This window comes from Lysinibacillus sp. FSL K6-1151 (genome assembly GCF_038630755.1).
GTDB lineage: Bacteria > Bacillota > Bacilli > Bacillales_A > Planococcaceae > Lysinibacillus > Lysinibacillus fusiformis_D.
Window position 1 is genome coordinate 839,334 of record NZ_CP152040.1, and the last position, 18,898, is coordinate 858,231.

Consider the following 18,898-nt stretch of genomic DNA (forward strand, 5'->3'; position numbering starts at 1 on the left):
AAAAGATACAGAGTTTGGATTCTCACCGAGAGTGCAGACATTCTAAAATAAAGGAGCATGTACATATGACGAAGAAACGTATAGCATTTATTGGCACTGGTGTGATGGGTGCTAGCATCATTAAACATTTAATAAAAAATGGGCATGAAGTATCTGTGTTTACGCGGACAAAGGAAAAAGCAGAACCTCTTGTGGCATTGGGAGCGTCTTGGGCAAGTTCGCCAGCAGCAGCATTTAAAAATCGTGACATTGCCTTCACAATGGTTGGATATCCTTCAGATGTTGAGGAAGTATATTTTGGGCAAAATGGTCTTTTCCAAACAGCAGAGCAAGGTAACATTGTCGTTGATATGACGACTTCAGAGCCTTCCTTGGCAAAGAAAATTTATGAGCATGCCCTATCAATGGGTGTAGAGGCTTTAGATGCTCCTGTTTCAGGTGGTGATATAGGAGCACAAAATGGTACATTGTCCATTATGATTGGCGGCGATCAAGCTACCTATGATAAGGTATTGCCAATTATGAAGCATTTTGGGGGAAATATTGTTTATCAAGGTGAAGCGGGTGCTGGGCAACATGCAAAGATGTGCAATCAAATTGTCATTGCTTCAGGTATGATTGGAGTGTGCGAATCACTAGCATATGGTTTAAAGGCAGGATTAGATTTACCGACGGTATTACAATCGATCGCATCAGGGGCAGCTGGCTCATGGTCTTTAAGCAATTTAGCTCCACGCATGATACAAGAGGATTTTGCCCCAGGCTTTTATGTTAAGCATTTTGTCAAAGATATGAAAATTGCTTTAGATGAATCCAAAAAAATGGGCATCTCTTTACCAGGGCTTTCATTAGCATATGACATGTATGAGAAATTGATTGAAGAGGGCTATGGTGATAATGGTACACAAGTTCTTCTAAAGTATTATAAATAGTGGCGTGAATAGGAAACCTGAAGTCCCTTTATTTCTTGGGAGACTTCAGGTTTTTTAGTACTACTCTTTACCAAAAAGTTGAGAATCTAAAGAGAAGTTAGATGCTCCTGCTAAAGCAAAATAAAGGGCTATAGCGCCTAAAGCTAAATCTAATTCATAACCAGCCAATCCATCAGCTCCGATAAAGCCAATGCTTAGTTTTGCTGTAAAGATAGCAACGATCATTGTAATCGTTAGTAAAGCGCCAAAGATTCTAGTGGCTAAACCTAAAATAATGGCAATTCCGCCTACTAATTCAATAATCGCAACGATATACGCCATAAATCCTGGTATACCTAGACTATCAAAGAAGTCAGCTGTGTAGCTGATTCCACCTTGAAACTTTTGAAAACCATGTACGGCAAAAATAATGCCAAGAACGACACGTAAAATAGTTGAACCAATCATTTGCATAATAAAATAACTCCTTTTCTTTAACTTACATTTCGTAACCTAGTTTATTTTTAAAAATAACTTTTGTCAAGTAACTTAATGTATTTTTAGAATTGGTTTTTTAGAAAAAGTGCTATACTGTTAAATAGGAACTAACAACAATGGAGGCTAGTAGATTGGATCAAAAAAATATTTGTCCACGATTTGAAAAAGCACTCATGATATTAAATCATCGATGGAATACTTTGCTAATTTATCAGTTGCTCGATGGTCCACAACGTTATTCAACCATTAAAAATCAGTTGAATATTAGCAGTCGTGTTTTAACAGAACGATTAAAGGAGTTAGAGACAGAGCAAATCGTGTTACGTACAGTAATTCCTTCTACACCAGTTGTCATTGAGTATGAGCTTACGGAAAAGGGCTATGCTATTGCGCCAGTGCTAAAAGCAATTGAACAATGGTCTTCTGACTGGGTGACACTAAATGAAAAATGATAAAAAGGTATTCAAGTGAGGGGCTTGAATACCTTTTTATCGTGTTGAAAAACAAACAATCAATAGAATTTGTGAAAGGTGAAAATGGATTTCCGTTGCAGGCTACTTGCTTTCCTGTGGGCGAGCGCCGAGCCGCTTCCTCCGCTACCGCTCCGTTTAGGGGCTCGCCTGTCTCGCTATCCTACGGGAGTCAAGTAGCCTTCCACTCCAATCCATAAAAATGTTTCTTGTTAGCAAAGGTTTTCCAATAAAGTGAAGGGTATTCACTACTCTTTATGGTGGGGTGTTGTCACTCATCACTTCTCCACATTGTAAATAAGAGCTTATCCTCTCTCTAATAATATAAATAAAGGGCTATTTTGTTCAGGAAAAGACACTGGAGCGAACGCAGTGAGCGCAGCGGCTCATCGGACGCCCCCTGGAAAGGACGCTGGCGGAACGGAAATCACCTCCCCTCACCTTGTCAAAAGATCTTTTTTTTGGTTTACACGGAAAACGATGGAAAATGAGTGTTCATTTATCGATCATTTGGCAGTTATTTTTCAATGAAATTGCTGTTATATTGTAAATAATATTAATTTTCTTTAAAAAAAGATATTTTTTATTACAGAGAGAGGTTAATTGATTATTATAGAAAATAGAGGGGAGGTTTTATATGAAGAAAGGTACAGCAATCGATGTACAGCATCGAAGTCAGTTAGCCATTTATTTATCATTGCCAATACTTTCATGGGCATTTTATGATTTTGCGAATACAATTTTTTCTTCAAATATAAATACAATTTTTTTCCCGTTTTACATGGATGAAGTGCTGGGTACGAATGAAGTCATGCAACAAGTAGCAAGCACCTTTATATCCTACGCCAATGCGATTGCAAGCTTGTTGCTCGTTATCTTTTCACCGCTTTTTGGGGTTTGGATTGATAACACTGGCTACAAAAAGAGGTTTATCGTATGGTTTGCATCTATTTCCATTCTTTTTACATTTATGATGGGGATCTTTGCAAATGTACAATCGACAACCAACTACTCAGGTGTCCCTCTTAGTTTATTTTTAGTAGTTGCAAGCTTTGTCATTGCAAAATTTTTCTTTAATTCAAGTCTAGTATTCTACGACTCTATGATGGGTGATTTAGGAACAAAAGAAGAGATGCCATTAATCTCAGGGTATGGAGTTGCAATTGGTTATTTGGGCACACTTTTCGGATTACTTGTATATTTATATGTCGGTAACAGCGATTTTCACCGAGCGTTTATTCCAACAGCTATCTTGTATTTATTATTTTCATTGCCATTATTTTTAATTAATAAAGATACACCTATTCCAAAAGCGCAGCGCAAGTCCATAAAGTTTTTAGACGGCTATAAAGAAATCATTCAAACTTTTAAGGATATGAAGCAATATAAGGCCATTTTTACGTTCATGATTGCTTATTTCTTTTTAAATGATGCCATTGCTACGACGATCGCCATGATGGCTGTTTATGCTACGGCAATTGTTGGATTTAGTTCTGGTCAGTTTATCGTTCTTTATTTGGTCTCTACGGTATCAACAATCATTGGTTCTCTTGCATTTGGCTATATAACGAAATCCATAGGAGCTAAACGTGCCATTACGATAGTTGCGCTCATTATGATTATCGCTTTAGTGTTCGCTGTTTTTGCCTCAGCACAATGGATGTTCTGGCTAGCAGGTAGTCTATTTGGGATATCCCTTGGATCCATGTGGGTGACATCTAGGACCTATATTATTGAATTATCACCATATGAGAAACGCGGGCAGTTTTTCGGCTTATTTGCCTTTTCAGGTAAAGTATCATCGATTATCGGTCCAGCCGTATATGGAACAGTGACATTATGGATGAAGGATTATGGCACCCTTGCTAGTCGTGTCGCGTTATCAACATTAATAGTGATGACAGTAATCGGCCTATTGGTACATCTAAAAGTTAATGATAAAAATGGAAATAGCAAGTAGGAGAAATGTATTGCCTATGATACAATTGAATTATAAATAGATGTAGAGAAAGGAGCGGGATTGCATTGGAACATAAAGGAATATTATTAGAAAGTGGCACAAATGAGCTAGAAATCGTTGAATTTGAAGTAGCAAACAATAAATTCGGCATCAATGTCATTAAAGTGAAAGAAATTATTCAACCGATACCAGTAACATTTATCCCACACGCGCACCCGCATGTAGAAGGAATTATTCAATTACGAGGTGAAGTATTACCGGTTGTAGATATGCTGCGAGTATTAGGAATTCAAGGTGCGGAGCGTAATCCTCAACAAAAATATATTGTGGCTGAATTCAATAAGCAACGTGTTGTTTTCCATGTAGATAATGTGACACAAATTCATCGTATTTCATGGAATCAAATTGAAAAGCCATCTGATATGTATCAAGGTGGGACATCACAAGTAATTGGCGTAATTAAACAAAATGAACAAATGATTCTATTGCTAGATTTCGAAAGAATTATGGTGGATATCAATCCTGAATCAGGAATTAGTGTGGAATCTGTTAAAAAGCTTGGTAAACGTGAACGTTCTGGAAAGCGTATTTTAATTGCAGAAGATTCACCATTATTACGCAAATTATTATTCGATACAATGAGCGAAGCTGGTTATGACAATGTAGAATTCTTTGAAAATGGTCGCGATGCTTATGAATACTTAGAAGGAATTGCGAATAGTGGTAGCGATATCGCAGAACATATTCAATTAGTGGTAACTGATATTGAGATGCCACAAATGGATGGTCATCATTTGACACGAAAAATCAAAGAGCACCCTGATCTTCAAAAGCTTCCTGTCATCATTTTCTCAAGTCTCATTACAGACGATCTTCGCCATAAAGGGGATCAAGTAGGAGCAGAAGATCAAATTAGTAAGCCAGAAATTGCAGAGCTCATTTTACGTGTTGACCAACTTATTCTGTAATGGTAATGACTTACAAGATACTTCACAATTTTAATAATGGGTATCCTAAAAGTAAAAATAAATGAAAGAAAAGTCGGATGCCTTAAAAGGGTGCCGACTTTTTTGTATAGGTCCACATTTTATGAACAAAATAGGCTTGGAGGATGTGATGATTTGAATGAACTAAAAACAGCCATTATTGATATCGGCTCCAATACCATTCGATTAGTATTATATCAGTATGATAATGAAGAGGGGCTTCGTGAGCTAGGAAATATTAAAACGGTAGCACGTTTGCGTACATATATATTGCCTTCAGGAGAAATGTCTGAAGAAGGTATTCAAGTGTTATCAGAAACTTTATTCACATTCAAAGCGATGCTAGAGGATTTTGAAATAACTGATGTCAAAGCAGCTGCAACTGCTGCTATCCGACAAGCCACTAATCGAGATCAAATTATAGAGGAAATGAAAAAACGAACTGGTATCCAAATTGAGCTTTTATCAGAAGAAGAAGAAGCCTATTTTGGCTATGTTGCAGTTGCCTATTCCATGGGTACAAAATCGGCCGTAACAATTGATATTGGTGGTGGAAGTACCGAAATTACGCTCTTTGAAAATAAAGAAATTCAGCAATCACATAGTTTTCCATTTGGGACAGTTTCTTTAAAGCAACGATTTGTAAAAGGCGACATTATGAATAGTAGTGAAAAAGTGGAACTCATTGCCTTTATTAAAGAGCAATTTCAAACACTCCCTTGGATACAAAATGTCGCATTACCTATTATCGCAATTGGTGGTAGTGCGCGGAATATTGTACAAATTCATCAGCAAAAGCATGACTATCCAATTGCAAGTGTGCATGGCTACGAAATGTCTAAGGCAGATTTGGATGATTTAAGCTCATTTTTAGGTCAACTAAGCTTTCAGGAATTGAAACAATTAGATGGGCTTTCATCGGATCGCGCAGATATTATTGTACCTGCATTAGAGGTATTTAGAGTGTTAATGGAGGCGGTTGGTAGTGGGACATTCCAACTGACAAAGAGAGGTTTACGTGAGGGACTCATTTTTCAACGGATTTTGCAAACAGATGCACAGGCCTTTGATAAATACAATGTATTTGAAGGGAATGCAAGAAGATTAGCACGTCAGTATGGTCGAACTGAAATGGAAGTTGATTATTTAATGAATTTAGCAGACCAATTGTATCGTGAATGCTGTCATTTAGGTTATTTGCAATATCATCCAGAAGATTTGCATTTATTGTCGAAAGCGGCCAAGGTTTTTAATATTGGAGAGTATATTGAATTAAGCTCTTCCAGCCAACATACTTTTTATTTAATCGCAAATCAATCCATTGATGGTTTAAATCATTTAGAACGAGTAAAACTAGCACTTCTTGCATCCTATAAAAATAAAGATTATTTTGAACGATTTGCCGCTCCGTTTGCAACATGGATGGATCGTGAGGAATATCGCAAATTACGAGATTTTGGAGCGTTATTAAAATTTGTCTATGCGTTAAATGTGTCAAAGCGCAATGTTGTTCATGCCATTGAGATGCGCACAGAAGAGGATCATGTACAACTGGATATTTATGTGAAAAAGAATGCAGCTGCTGAAAAGTATCAAGCCAATCGCCATAGAAAACATTTAGAACGAGCATTAAAAATCCCAATGAGGATCAATTTTATTGAAGAAGGGTGGAACAATGGATGACAACTGAAGTAACGAAAAACGAGCTACATGAGGAAGACTTTTCAGAAAAACATAGTCGGTTATTAGAGGAGATTGCCAAGCCTCAGTACTATAATAATCGGGAATTGAGCTGGCTTGCCTTTAATGAACGAGTATTAGAGGAAGCGGAGGATATCAATAATCCTCTGCTAGAGCGTTTGAAATTTTTAGCTATATTTAGCTCAAATTTAGATGAATTTTTTATGGTGCGTGTTGCAGGGCTACAAGATCAAGTTCGAGCTGGCTTTCATAAACCTGAAAATAAATCTGGATTAACACCAAAGGAGCAGTTGGCGAAAATTGCAGAGCGTACACAAGCATTAGTTCGTCGACAGACAGAAGTTTATCGTCATTTAATCTATGATTTGCTTCCACAGCATAATGTACATATTGCAGATATGAAAGATTTAAACAGAGCACAAAAAGCATTTATCAATGAGATGTTTGCGGAAACAATCTTCCCAGTTTTAACCCCTGTAGCAGTAGACGCGTATCGTCCTTTCCCAACATTATTTGGTAAGACATTGAATTTACTCGTACTGTTAGAGCAGGATGAGACCGAAGTTGAAAGTCGGGAAAAAGTAGCCATCGTACAAGTCCCTTCTGTTCTAGACCGTTATATAAAAGTGCCATCCGAAGAAGGGAAAACAATTGTTGTTTTATTGGAGGACGTGATTGTAGCGCATATTGAAAAGCTATTTTATGGCTATAGTGTAAAATCAGCACAAGCTTTCCGTCTAACAAGAAATGCAGATTTAACGATCCATGAAGAGGGGGCTCGCGATCTGCTAGTTGAAATTGAAAAGGAACTAAAAAAACGAAAATGGGGCGTAGGGAGCCGTTTAGAAGTTCGAGTTGGAGAAATGAATGAGGAAGTACTTCAATATTTATTAGATGAATTTGAAATTGAAGAAACAGATGTGTTCCATATTGATGGGCCTTTGGATTTAACCTTTATGTTCTCTTTTGTTAAAGGTATTTCTGTTGGTCGCGAGCATCTAGAATATGAAAGCTTTATTCCACAGCCACCTTTAGATTTACAATCAGATGAAAATATTTTTGAAAAAGCTCTACAACAAGATATATTTTTCCATCATCCATATGAATCGTTTGCTCCAATTGTTGATTTTATTGCAGAGGCAGCGGTTAACCCAAATATATTAGCAATCAAGCAAACATTATATCGAGTAAGTGGCAATTCACCAATTATACAAGCATTAAAACTTGCGGCTGAAAATGGCAAACAAGTAACAGTGCTAGTTGAACTAAAGGCTCGTTTCGATGAAGAAAACAATGTACACTGGGCAAAACAATTAGAACAAGCAGGCTGTCTTGTGATTTATGGCATGAATAATTTAAAAACGCACTCTAAAATAACACTAGTTGTTAGTCGTCGTAACGGTAAAATTGAGCGTTTTGTCCATCTTGGGACAGGAAATTATAATGATGCTACTGCAAAAATTTATACGGATATGGGCATAATAACTACAGATAAAGAGTTTGGCATTGATGCGACAAACTTCTTTAACTACTTAAGCGGCTATACAGAAAAGCCTACCTTTAATCATTTAGTCGTGGCACCATTTGATATTCGAGATGAATTTATTCGTTTAATGGATGAAGAAATTGCTTGTCATAAAAAACATGGTAATGGTTTTATTAGGGCAAAAATGAACTCACTGACAGACAAAGACTTAATGATGAAGCTTTATGAAGCATCTATTGCAGGTGTAAAAGTGGAACTCATTATACGTGGTATTTGCTGTATTAGACCAGGTATTCCTGGTATAAGTGAAAACATTACAGTGACAAGTATTGTTGGCCGTTTCCTAGAACATTCTCGTATCTATTGGTTCCATCATAATGGAGAAAATAAAGTCTATTTATCGTCAGCAGATATGATGACACGCAATATGATTAAACGTGTAGAAATATTGTTCCCTGTATATGCAAGTGAAGCAAAAACTCGTATTATTGACATAATGAATGCACAATTAATGGATACTGCGAAAGCACGTATTCAAGACTCGAATGGTAAATACCATTACAAAGAGTTTGATCGTAGCGAAGATCCGTTAAATAGCCAGGAAGTTTTCTTAAAGGATGCATTAAAGCCTACGCTAGACGAAGAATAGAGCAAACACGCTACTTAGTGAGGGATAGAATGAAAAAATATAGAGAGAGTGTAGCGCCATTTGCAGATTATCAGCAGCTCATCCAACTGAATCCATTTGATGCAGTTGTCTGTTTGAAAAAAGTGGATACGGCCGTGTTTGAGGTTGTTGAATTTAATGATAAGCTATCTTTATTGCTTGAGTTACAAGATAGCTCAGCCAAGAACGCGGAGCATTTTTTTTCAGAGCCATGCTGGCTGCAATTGTCGGAACTGCTAAATCAAGATGTCAATCAACAACATGTCCTAACATTAGGTACTGATCTTCAAAAAAAAACATTTGTGATTCATGTACAGCACTTAGCTAATTCTATGGTCGCTATGATCCTTCGTGCAACACAAAGTGAAATAGCGCCATATTTACAATTTGTGGAGCAACATGTGAGCCCAGTGTTAACGACAGATATACAAGGTCGTATTATCCATCAGAACGTTGCTGCTACCTCTGTCTTATCTAGAGAGCAGCACAGCCTAATAGGACTAGATATTTTTTCATTATTAGAAAATAGATATAGCAATGAATTTAAATTATTATTTGCCAAAACCATTGAAGGTTCAGCTTTTGGCATGCCTAGGTGTTTATTAAAGGGCCAATTGCTAAGTAAAGAGCCTTTTTATTTAAGAACGCATCCAACTTATTATAATGGTGAGGTAATAGGGGTACATTTATTTGTCAAAGAAGCCAATTCATTTATGAATGATCATGAGGCATTTTATTACCTAGCACTGATGGACGAATTAACAGGTATTTGGAACCGAAAGGCTTTTAAAGAACACTGGCTGCACCATTTAAATGACAAAAAGCAAGAACACAAGCAAGCTGCTCTAATTTTGGTTGATATTGATCGCTTTAAAAAATTTAATGAATCTCTTGGCGAGAGCAAGGGTGACGAGCTTATGCGTATGTTTAGTCATAGGCTTCGTGAGCTTTGTTACTCAAAATGCTCCCTTTATCGCTATAACAGTGATGAGTTTATCTTTGTGCTAAAAGATGCAACCATCCAAAAAATTGAGCATACCGCGAATGCAATCTTGGATGTTCTAAAACAGCCGTTTATGATAGATGGACAGGAATATTTTATTAGCGTGTCGATTGGCATTTCGCTTAGTCCAGCAGATGGAAGGGATTTAGAGACACTTGTACGGAAAGCTGATAAGGCTTTATTTTCTGCTAAAGAGCATGGCCGATCACATTACCGTTACTATCGTGAAGATATGACAGCTGTCTTTCCAAATGAAGCATTAATGGAGGCACATTTACGTCGTGCCATTGAATTTAATGAGCTGAGTCTCCATCTACAGCCACAAATGGATTTAGCAAACAATAGCATCAATAGCTTTGAAGCATTACTGCGGTGGAATAATCGTAAATTTGGTTTTGTGTCACCTGCACAGTTTATTCCGATTGCTGAGGCTTCAGGCTTAATAATCGAAATAGGTGATTGGATTATTGATGAGGTTTGTCGTTACCAAAGAGAATGGCAATCGAAAGGCTATCGTCCTGTACGGATAGCCGTTAATATTTCACCTAAGCAGTTTAGAAAAGAAAATTTCGCTCGAAAAATTAAAGCGGCTTTGAAGAAATATAGTGTACCACCCGAATTATTAGAGGTGGAAATAACCGAAAGTTCTATGACAAACGTTCATGAAACTTACTCGATTTTGACCGAGTTGAAGCAACTAGGTGTGTATGTGTCAGTGGATGATTTTGGGACAGGCTATTCCTCATTGAGCTATCTCAAGCGCTATCCAATTGATATCATTAAAATCGATCAGTCATTTATTGCAGATATTGCAAAAGATGACAAAAACGAAGCCATTATTAAGGCAATTATTTCGATGTCTCATAATTTAGGATTAGAGGTCATTGCTGAAGGAATTGAAGAGGCTTCACAAGTTGATTTTCTTAAACGTCATCGCTGTCAAAAAGGACAGGGCTATTTATATAATAAACCATTACCAGTGGAAACAATTGTTCAACAATATTTTGTTAGCTAATCAACGAGTAGCACTTTCATCGCCAAAAATGGGTGAAGTGCTACTTTTTTATTTATGGCTTTTAAGACCATCCAAGACAATAGTTGTGAATTGGGCCATTTCGGAGGCCAAATCGAAATCCTCACTATGAATTAACCAATCATAAACATTGGCACGCATACAGCGCCGAATAATTGCTTGTATGTTAGGAGCAGATACATCTTGTCTGAATTCCCCCTGTCGAATTCCTTCCTCAATATATGTATTCATAATTTGAAAGATTTTACGTTGTGGATTGATTAAGTAGTGATCTTGTTCTACTTGGTTTGTCATGGCAGCCGTATACACTGTGCGCAATAAATCTTTTCCTACAACTTTCGTTAAATAGTTCATTTGTTGTTGATAGACAAATAAAATTTTTTCACTTGCTGACAATGAAGGATCAATATTTTTTTCTACAGTGCTATAAAATTGATCCAGCTCCATAAATTTTTCTAATATAACATCATATTTGGATGGGAAATGTGTATAAAAGGTCCCTTTCGAAACATTGCAGGCTTTTGTAATTTGTTCAACAGAGACATGTTCAAAACCATACTTGTTAAATAAATCTAACGAGGTTTTTAATAATTTTTCCCGTGTTTCTAATGCCTTTTTCTGTCTGCTCGTTAATGATTCCATCGTAGCTTATTACCTCCAAAGTAAAGTATTGTAAAATATTTTTTGTAAAAATATTCTGAAAATATCTTTTTTTTAATTGACGAGATGGAATTATTTTGATTATGATTTAATTGACCGCAGTCACTGACTATGGTCAACAAAAGTATCTCGTTATTAATGTTACGACAAAAAATAGGCGTTGGCTAGTGTATCATGCAGCTTGTCTGCTGTATTTTCAAAGATTGGGGGAAGTTTAAATGAAGGAGAAATTAGGTTTTATTGGCTTAGGCAATATGGGGTTACCGATGTCTATCAATTTATTAAAGGCAAATTATCAAGTGTATGGCTTTGATACAAATGCAAAGGCCATGGAGCAATTTAGAGCAGCGGGTGGCATTGGTGTGGAAACAGCAAAGGAAGTTGCACAGCAATGTGATGTGGTGATGACCAGCTTACCGACTCCTCAGGTAGTAGAAATGGTGTATCAATCAGAACAAGGAATCATTCATCATGCGAAAAAGGGATGCTTACTCATTGATTTTAGTACAGTTAATCCCGAATTGAACGATTCATTATATAAAGAAGCAAAAGCCTTAGGGTTACGATATTTAGGAGCACCTGTAAGTGGGGGAGTAATTGGAGCAGTAAATGCTACTCTAACAATTATGGTTGGTGGCGACAAGGAAGATTATGAAAGTGCTGCAAAAATATTCGGAATAGTCGGTAAAAATAGTTACCATCTAGGAATTTCGTCAAGTGTAGGTACACGTATTAAATTATTAAATAATTTAATGATTGGATTTTATACAGAGGCCGTCGCTGAAACAATCGTACTTGGTGAAAAGATGGGCATTCATGCTGATGTGCTGTATGAAGTGTTAAGTAATAGCTATGGTCAAAGCCGTATTTATGAACGCAATTATGTGGAATATATGAAAAACGATAATTATGAGCCAGGCTTTTCGACAAACCTACTATTAAAGGATTTAAAGCTAGCGAAGGAAATGGCAGACGAAGCAGGGGTATCGCTGCGAATCGGGGAAAAATTGGTGGATTTGTATAGTGAAATTGCTCAGCAAGGCTATGGTGAAAACGATATGTCTGCTGCTTATTTAAGTTTAAAAGAAACTGCTAAAATAGAACAATTTTAAGAGGAGGAAAAGAAAAATGACAACAGCACAAGAAATTCAAACATTAACACATTTTATTGGCGGGCATTTAGTGGAAGGAAAAAGCGGCCGTTATGGTTCAGTATTCAATCCTACAACAGGTGATGTCATTGCAAAAGTACCACTTGCCACAATAGCAGAAACACGGGAGGCAATTGAGCAGGCACAAGCGGCATTTCCTAAATGGCGTGACACATCTGTGGCAAAGCGAGCAGAAATTGTCTTAAAGTTTCGAAACCTTATTACAGAAAATATGGAGGAGCTACTGCAAATTATTTGTACAGAAAGCGGGAAGACGCTTGAAGATGCTAAAGGAGAAATCACCCGAGGACTTGAATCTGTTGACTTAGCTATCGGTGCCCCACACTTAATGAAAGGGGAATACTCTGTTAATGTTGGCGGGCAAATTAATGCCTATTCTGCAAAATATCCATTAGGAGTAGTGGCGGCCATCTCGCCATTTAACTTCCCAATTATGGTGCCTTTAGCACAAACAAGTATGGCTATTGCTGTAGGGAATGCTGTTGTGTTGAAAGCATCAGAACGTGTGCCAATGACTGCATTGTTTGTTAGTGAGCTGTGGAAAAAAGCTGGGTTGCCCGATGGTATTTGGACAGTGATAAATGGTGATAAGGATGCCGTTAATGAACTTTTGGAAAACCCAACTGTGCAAGCCATTTCATTTGTTGGCTCAACACCGGTGGCGAAGTATATTTATGAAACAGGCTCAAAGTATGGAAAACGTGTCACTGCCCTTGGTGGTGGTAAAAACAATATGGTTGTGATGCCAGATGCAGACCTTGAACAGGTAGCAAATGCCTTTATTGGTGCAGCATATGGTGCAGCCTCTCAGCGTTGTATGGCAATATCTACGATTATGCCTGTAGGGAAAGAGACAGCAGACCGTCTAGTGGCGATTCTTAAAAAGAAAATCACTAATCTGAAGGTAGGTCCATATACAGACCCTGATGCAGATTTTGGCCCTGTCATTTCTCAACAATCAAAAGAGGCGATTCTTGCTGCAATTGAGCGGGGAGAAACTGAGGGAGCATCGGTGATTTGTGATGGCCGTGAACTTGATATTGTCAAAGAATCTAAAGGCTTCTATGTAGGACCTACATTATTAGATCATGTAAAGCCAGGGATGGAAATTTATGAGCAAGAGGTATTTGGACCTGCTCGTAATGTTGTACGTGTAGATTCACTGGAGGAGGCTATTTCACTTATTAATAAACATGAGCTAGGCAATGGTGTCACAATCTTTACAAATGACGGGTTAGCAGCTCGTCAATTTACGACTGAAATAGATGTTGGCATGGTAGGTGTCAATGTACCAATTCCAATTCCAGTTGGCTACCATAATTTTGCTGGTTTTAAAGGCTCTCGTTTTGGTGAAGGGCATATGTTTGGTCCAGATCAGGCACGATTCTTTACAAAAACTAAGACAATTTCAGAGCGTTGGATGGCAGGTAATGCCTCTACAGCATCTACATTTGCATTCCCAAGTAATAACGACTAATACAAACAAAGAGCTGTAGATTCTTACAGCTCTTTTTCTTAAAAAAGGAGAGGGAATGGTGTATGCAAGGAAAAACAGTTTTCATTACAGGGGCTGCTCGTGGCATTGGTCTTGCCATCGCCCAAGCATTTGCTAGGGAAGGAGCAAATGTAGTAATTACGGATAAAAATGAACAGCTTTTAAAGGAAGCGGTTGCTCAAAACCCTTCTTTAACGATATATACATGTGATGTGACAGAAGAACAAGCTATACGAGAGGCTATTGCATTTACGATTGAAAAATTTTCAACAATAGACATTTTAATTAATAATGCAGGATTTCAACATGTCTCATTGATTGAAGACTTTAAAACGGAGATTTTTGAGGCTATGCAAAAGGTCATGGTCGTTGCACCATTTGTGGCGATGAAATATGCATTACCACATATGAAGAACAATCAATTTGGTCGCATTATCAATATGGCCTCCATCAATGGAGTTATCGGGTTTGCCGGTAAGGCTGGTTACAACGCAGCAAAGCACGGTGTTATTGGGTTAACAAAAGTGGCAGCCCTGGAGGTAGCAAATGATGGGATTACAGTTAATGCCATTTGTCCAGGTTATGTGGATACAGAATTAGTGCACAATCAATTTAGCGATTTAGCGAAGACTCGAGGTATTCAAGTAGAGGAAGTACTAGAACAGGTGCTTTATCCACTTGTACCGCAAAAACGGCTGTTGGATGTCTCTGAAATTACAGGGCTAGCTTTATATTTAGCAAGCGATGTAGCAAAGGGGTTAACTGGTCAGGCGATTCTTTTAGATGGTGGTTATACGGCTCAATAGCTTAGGAGGGTGAAATATGATTCAAACGAAAACAATCTTTACCGTTCATTCACCAGGAACCATTGTATATGGGCGTGATTCTTTTAAGGAAGTAGGGGACTATGCCAAAGCATTAGGCTCTAAGGCATTAATCGTTAGTGATCCAATCATGGATCGCTTAGGTTTTGTTAAGCAGTGTCATACCTTGTTAAAAATCCAAGGGATAGAGGCTGTTTCATACTTAGGAGTGACAACTGAGCCGGATGATACGTATGTAGCCGAGGGACTACAGCTGCTGCAGAAACACCACTGTGATGTCATTATATCTGTTGGTGGAGGAAGCTGTATTGATACGGCAAAAGCGATTGCGGTAGTAGCTACAAATGGTGGCTACATAGGAGATTATATGAAAATGGCCAAAGTTGCAGCGCATGCACCAATACCGCATATAGCCATACCAACCACAGCGGGGACAGGCTCTGAGGCCACAGATGCAACTGTTATTACGAATACAAAAACGGCTGTAAAAATGATGATTAAACAGCCAGCTTTTATGCCAACTGTTGCAATAGTCGATCCTGTTTTAACTATAACATCACCGCCTGCGATTACAGCAGCAACGGGAATTGATGCTTTAAGTCATGCCATTGAAAGCTATTTATCACGTTTAGCGCATCCATATTCGAATGTTCTTGCATTATCTTCCATGGAATTAATCGTCAATAATATACTTAAAGTTTATGAGCAAGGAGATGATGTGGATGCGAGGGAAGCGATGTCATTAGGCTCCATGCAGGCAGGGCTGTCATTTTCAAATGCTTCTGTTGCCTTAGTTCATGGAATGTCGCGTCCAATCGGTGCACTCTTCCATGTTCCACATGGCATCTCCAATGCGATGCTTTTACCAGCTGTATTGGACTATTCAAAAGAAGCTTGTATAGATCGTCTAGCGGATTTAGGACAGTTTTTTAATAAAACAAAAGAGTCGTATTCACAAGAGGAGCTAGCACAATTAGCCATTACGTCCATTAAGGTAATGTGTAGGCATATGAAGATTGGCAATTTAAAACATTGGGGAATAGAAGAACAAGCTTTTTACAATGCTATCCCTAAAATGGCTGAGGATGCTCTTGCAAGTGGCAGTCCTAGCAATAATCCGAAGATACCAACAAAAGAAGAATTAATGGAACTATATAAAATTGCCTATACGTATGAGTTTTAATGATTGTGAGAGTTATTCAAACTGCTGAATAGCTCTCTTTTTTTGAAAAAACAGAAAATATTCTAATAATCTATAGAATTAATATGACATATTCGAGAAAATATAGTAAAATTCTAATGAATCATCATTCATTTTTTACTAAGGGGGAAATGGAATGTTACAGGGGAAAACGATTATTATTACGGGTGGATCAAGTGGTATGGGGCTTTATATGGCAAAGCAATTCGTCACTGAAGGTGCTAATGTTGTCATAACAGGGCGTGACGAAGAACGATTAGCAGAGGCTAAAAAATTTATTGCTGAGGCGGGTCCCTCTATTGAGACGTTTCAAATGGATGTGCGTGTACCTGAGCATGCAGAGGCCATGCTCGCATTTGCTATTGATAAATTCGGTCAGGTGGATGGGCTAGTAAATAATGCGGCAGGTAATTTTATTGTACGAGCTGAGGATCTATCTCCGAATGGGTGGAAGGCTGTTGTGGATATTGTGTTAAATGGTACATTTTTCTGTTCTTCAGTAATTGGGAATTATTGGATTAAAAATAATATAAAAGGATCTATTTTAAATATGGTGGCTACTTATGCTTGGAATGCTGGAGCTGGTGTTGTTCACTCAGCTGCAGCAAAAGCTGGTGTATTATCACTGACGAGAACGTTGGCTGTCGAGTGGGGAAAACAGTATGGTATTCGTGTTAATGCGATTGCACCTGGCCCAATTGAACGAACAGGTGGGGCAGATAAGCTTTGGGAATCCGAAGCAGCAGCAGCTCGTACGCTAGATTCAGTTCCATTAGGTCGTATAGGAACACCAGAAGAAATTGCTGATTTAGCTACGTTTATGATGTCTAACAAGGCAAGCTATATGAATGGAGAATGTGTAACACTGGATGGTGGGCAATGGCTCAATCAATATCCATTCTAAAAATATTTGCATAACAGTGAGCTGGGTTGACGCATACTAAGGGTAAAGAAAGGAGTGATACCTATGGGTATGTGGTTAATTCCAGCTATTATTGCCATTGTGATCATTTCTGCAATTTCGTTTGTGTCTACGCTGAAAATTGCAAAAATGACCTCTGAACGGAAATCTGAAAATGATACACCGATTTCAGAAACAGTCGAAGAGTATGCCACGATGTTGAACCCCATTGTTTGGGTCTATGCGATTTTTTTGCTTTTTTTAGGGATTATGATTTTTTATTACTGGAGTAAGGCTGGTTATTAGATAGAAACCATCTTCATTCAGTTAAGTAGAAACTTGACTGAATGAAGATATACTTAGCTTTTGTAGGATAGACCAAAATAATTCATTGTTCATGAAAACTCTTCCCGACCTGGTCATGGTCATACATAGAAAAGTTATGATATGATGAAAGAGAAGGACTGTTCTCCACAGCGAGAACAGAAAAGGAGAAGAAGTTCATGATTTCAACTAACAGCAAAGACTTATTAGCAATGCCAATTAGTGAATTTATTATTTCCTCTGAAAAAGTTGCGCATGTACAAAGTGGAAATAGTGCAGAACATGCACTCCTTGTACTAACGCGTACAGGGTACTCGTCCATACCTGTATTAGATTTGAAATATCGACTTCAAGGTTTACTTAGCATGAAAATGATTACCGAATCGATTCTTGGTCTTGAGCATATTGAATACGAAAAGCTACCTGATATTAAAGTTGACTCTATAATGGACAAAGAAATTGCCGTATTGAAGTTGACGGATACGTTCCAGCGAGCTTTAGATTTAGTCATTAACCATGCCTTTTTATGTGTAGTAGACGAAGACGGTACATTTGCAGGGATCTTAACAAGACGTGTTATTTTGAAGCAATTGAAAAAATATATTTATCAAAAAGAGTAGTAGCTTAAGAGGGAACTCAGATGAAAATCATGAGGCCCTCTTTGCTTGTAGTGGAGGTTTAAAGATTGATGGCAACAGAGGCAGAAGTATTAAAAATTTTAGCTGAAGAACGCAATATGCGGAAAGCAGCAGAGCGTCTATTCTTATCCCAACCGGCCCTTTCTCAACGATTACAAACGATTGAAAAGGACTGGGGTGCACAGTTATTTATTCGCTCACAAAAGGGGCTAACTGCAACTCCCGCTGGAGAACAGGTGATTGCGTATGCGAAGGAAATGCTAGCTAAAAAAGAAGAGATTTTTGAAACCATTCAATCCTTAACAACAAAGGTCAACGGGACATTAAAAATTGCCTGTGCATCCATTGTTGGACAAAACTGGCTACCTAAAATTTTAAAGGATTTTGTGTCAAAATATCCTGAAGCTAAAATATCACTGATGACGGGCTGGAGCTCTGAAATTGTCAAGGCACTCTATGAGGGCGAGGCACATGTAGGCATTGTACGTGGCCAAGTTGACTGGAAGGGAGAAAAGATTCACCTTTTCAGAGATACTCTTTATTTAGTGGACAAAGAAGTTAAGACCATTGAAGATGTGTTGAAGACAGACCGTCCATTTATACAATATAAAAGTGATTCTAACTACTATCAAGAAATTCAACAATGGTGGCAACAGCATTTTGCATCAAATCCTAGAAAACAAATTTTAGTGGATCAAATTGAGATTTGTAAGCAAATGGCCTTAAATGGCATCGGCTATGCTATTTTACCTTCCATTACTTTAAATGACCACGATGCCATTCATAAAATCCCGCTGTCCAATGATGAAAAGGAATTTGGGCTTACGCGAGATACTTGGTTAATTGGCTATGAATCCTCCTTTGAATTGAGACAGGTAGAGGCTTTTGTTGAAGTAGTGCAGGATCATGCACGTTGTTTGTTTGATTATACAAAATAGCCAAAAAGGCAATTCCAAGTCATATCGGAA

The 18,898-nt window shown here is 37.9% G+C and carries 17 protein-coding genes; 15 read left to right on the forward strand and 2 right to left on the reverse strand.

Going from position 1 to position 18,898, the window contains the following annotated elements:
- The first annotated feature begins 65 nt into the window (after positions 1-65).
- On the forward strand, positions 66-932 hold the full coding sequence (locus MHI04_RS03865; RefSeq protein ID WP_036125838.1) for an NAD(P)-dependent oxidoreductase: 867 nt from the start codon (positions 66-68) through the stop codon (positions 930-932).
- Between the two features lie 60 nt (positions 933-992).
- Here the strand turns inward: MHI04_RS03865 and MHI04_RS03870 are convergent, their stop codons facing one another.
- Entirely contained in the window at positions 993-1,385 is a 393-nt protein-coding gene (locus MHI04_RS03870; protein ID WP_036125836.1) for a DoxX family protein, read from the reverse strand.
- A 155-nt stretch (positions 1,386-1,540) separates the two neighbouring features.
- Between MHI04_RS03870 and MHI04_RS03875 the strand changes: the two genes are divergently transcribed.
- The 6 genes from MHI04_RS03875 (at position 1,541) to MHI04_RS03900 (ending at position 10,697) form a co-directional block, all read left to right on the forward strand.
- On the forward strand, positions 1,541-1,861 hold the full coding sequence (locus MHI04_RS03875) for a helix-turn-helix domain-containing protein (RefSeq protein ID WP_036125834.1): 321 nt from the start codon (positions 1,541-1,543) through the stop codon (positions 1,859-1,861).
- Between the two features lie 655 nt (positions 1,862-2,516).
- Entirely contained in the window at positions 2,517-3,839 is a 1,323-nt protein-coding gene (locus tag MHI04_RS03880; protein ID WP_058843413.1) for an MFS transporter, read from the forward strand.
- Positions 3,840-3,904: 65 nt separating this feature from the next.
- Positions 3,905-4,807 carry a chemotaxis protein gene (locus tag MHI04_RS03885; RefSeq protein ID WP_036125743.1) on the forward strand — a complete coding sequence of 301 codons (903 nt, stop codon included), beginning with the start codon at positions 3,905-3,907 and terminating at the stop codon, positions 4,805-4,807.
- 153 nt (positions 4,808-4,960) lie between these two features.
- Positions 4,961-6,508: a Ppx/GppA family phosphatase gene (locus MHI04_RS03890; RefSeq protein WP_036125740.1), complete on the forward strand. Its 1,548-nt coding sequence runs from the start codon at positions 4,961-4,963 to the stop codon at positions 6,506-6,508.
- The gene (locus MHI04_RS03895) at positions 6,505-8,661 is read left to right on the forward strand and encodes an RNA degradosome polyphosphate kinase (protein ID WP_036125738.1); all 2,157 of its coding nucleotides are present in this window, start codon (positions 6,505-6,507) and stop codon (positions 8,659-8,661) included. Before MHI04_RS03890 ends, MHI04_RS03895 begins: the two co-directional genes overlap by 4 nt.
- 29 nt (positions 8,662-8,690) lie before the next feature.
- Entirely contained in the window at positions 8,691-10,697 is a 2,007-nt protein-coding gene (locus tag MHI04_RS03900; RefSeq protein ID WP_342535356.1) for a bifunctional diguanylate cyclase/phosphodiesterase, read from the forward strand.
- A gap of 48 nt (positions 10,698-10,745) precedes the next feature.
- Here MHI04_RS03900 and MHI04_RS03905 read toward each other — a convergent pair whose 3' ends face one another.
- Positions 10,746-11,357: a TetR/AcrR family transcriptional regulator gene (locus tag MHI04_RS03905; RefSeq protein WP_058843415.1), complete on the reverse strand. Its 612-nt coding sequence runs from the start codon at positions 11,355-11,357 to the stop codon at positions 10,746-10,748.
- Between the two features lie 236 nt (positions 11,358-11,593).
- On the opposite strand from MHI04_RS03905, the gene MHI04_RS03910 reads away from it, so the two are divergent.
- From MHI04_RS03910 to MHI04_RS03945, 8 genes are all read left to right on the forward strand, one after another.
- Positions 11,594-12,487, forward strand: a complete 894-nt coding sequence (locus MHI04_RS03910) for an NAD(P)-dependent oxidoreductase (protein ID WP_058843416.1) — start codon at positions 11,594-11,596, stop codon at positions 12,485-12,487.
- A 16-nt stretch (positions 12,488-12,503) separates the two neighbouring features.
- Positions 12,504-14,024: a CoA-acylating methylmalonate-semialdehyde dehydrogenase gene (locus tag MHI04_RS03915; protein WP_058843417.1), complete on the forward strand. Its 1,521-nt coding sequence runs from the start codon at positions 12,504-12,506 to the stop codon at positions 14,022-14,024.
- A gap of 62 nt (positions 14,025-14,086) precedes the next feature.
- Entirely contained in the window at positions 14,087-14,848 is a 762-nt protein-coding gene (locus MHI04_RS03920; RefSeq protein ID WP_340809983.1) for a 3-hydroxybutyrate dehydrogenase, read from the forward strand.
- A 16-nt stretch (positions 14,849-14,864) separates the two neighbouring features.
- Positions 14,865-16,049, forward strand: a complete 1,185-nt coding sequence (locus MHI04_RS03925; RefSeq protein ID WP_342535357.1) for an iron-containing alcohol dehydrogenase — start codon at positions 14,865-14,867, stop codon at positions 16,047-16,049.
- Positions 16,050-16,203: 154 nt separating this feature from the next.
- Complete coding sequence (gene fadH, locus MHI04_RS03930) at positions 16,204-16,971, forward strand: 2,4-dienoyl-CoA reductase (protein WP_058843419.1); 768 nt, start codon at positions 16,204-16,206, stop codon at positions 16,969-16,971.
- A gap of 63 nt (positions 16,972-17,034) precedes the next feature.
- Positions 17,035-17,274 (forward strand): hypothetical protein, encoded by a 240-nt coding sequence (locus MHI04_RS03935; RefSeq protein ID WP_036125717.1) that lies wholly within the window; start codon positions 17,035-17,037, stop codon positions 17,272-17,274.
- A gap of 197 nt (positions 17,275-17,471) precedes the next feature.
- Complete coding sequence (gene cbpB / locus MHI04_RS03940) at positions 17,472-17,912, forward strand: cyclic-di-AMP-binding protein CbpB (RefSeq protein ID WP_036125716.1); 441 nt, start codon at positions 17,472-17,474, stop codon at positions 17,910-17,912.
- Between the two features lie 68 nt (positions 17,913-17,980).
- The gene (locus MHI04_RS03945; protein WP_036125714.1) at positions 17,981-18,868 is read left to right on the forward strand and encodes a LysR family transcriptional regulator; all 888 of its coding nucleotides are present in this window, start codon (positions 17,981-17,983) and stop codon (positions 18,866-18,868) included.
- The last annotated feature ends 30 nt before the right edge of the window (positions 18,869-18,898 follow it).

What these genes read in the sequence shown, in the direction of transcription:
- MHI04_RS03865 (WP_036125838.1), top strand. Translation starts at nt 66, where the DNA reads ATGACGAAGAAACGTATAGCATTTATTGGCACTGGTGTGATGGGTGCT.
- MHI04_RS03870 (WP_036125836.1), bottom strand. Translation starts at nt 1,385, where the DNA reads ATGCAAATGATTGGTTCAACTATTTTACGTGTCGTTCTTGGCATTATT.
- MHI04_RS03880 (WP_058843413.1), top strand. Translation starts at nt 2,517, where the DNA reads ATGAAGAAAGGTACAGCAATCGATGTACAGCATCGAAGTCAGTTAGCC.
- MHI04_RS03895 (WP_036125738.1), top strand. Translation starts at nt 6,505, where the DNA reads ATGACAACTGAAGTAACGAAAAACGAGCTACATGAGGAAGACTTTTCA.
- MHI04_RS03900 (WP_342535356.1), top strand. Translation starts at nt 8,691, where the DNA reads ATGAAAAAATATAGAGAGAGTGTAGCGCCATTTGCAGATTATCAGCAG.
- MHI04_RS03905 (WP_058843415.1), bottom strand. Translation starts at nt 11,357, where the DNA reads ATGGAATCATTAACGAGCAGACAGAAAAAGGCATTAGAAACACGGGAA.
- MHI04_RS03910 (WP_058843416.1), top strand. Translation starts at nt 11,594, where the DNA reads ATGAAGGAGAAATTAGGTTTTATTGGCTTAGGCAATATGGGGTTACCG.
- MHI04_RS03915 (WP_058843417.1), top strand. Translation starts at nt 12,504, where the DNA reads ATGACAACAGCACAAGAAATTCAAACATTAACACATTTTATTGGCGGG.
- MHI04_RS03920 (WP_340809983.1), top strand. Translation starts at nt 14,087, where the DNA reads ATGCAAGGAAAAACAGTTTTCATTACAGGGGCTGCTCGTGGCATTGGT.
- MHI04_RS03925 (WP_342535357.1), top strand. Translation starts at nt 14,865, where the DNA reads ATGATTCAAACGAAAACAATCTTTACCGTTCATTCACCAGGAACCATT.
- fadH (WP_058843419.1), top strand. Translation starts at nt 16,204, where the DNA reads ATGTTACAGGGGAAAACGATTATTATTACGGGTGGATCAAGTGGTATG.
- MHI04_RS03935 (WP_036125717.1), top strand. Translation starts at nt 17,035, where the DNA reads ATGGGTATGTGGTTAATTCCAGCTATTATTGCCATTGTGATCATTTCT.
- cbpB (WP_036125716.1), top strand. Translation starts at nt 17,472, where the DNA reads ATGATTTCAACTAACAGCAAAGACTTATTAGCAATGCCAATTAGTGAA.
- MHI04_RS03945 (WP_036125714.1), top strand. Translation starts at nt 17,981, where the DNA reads ATGGCAACAGAGGCAGAAGTATTAAAAATTTTAGCTGAAGAACGCAAT.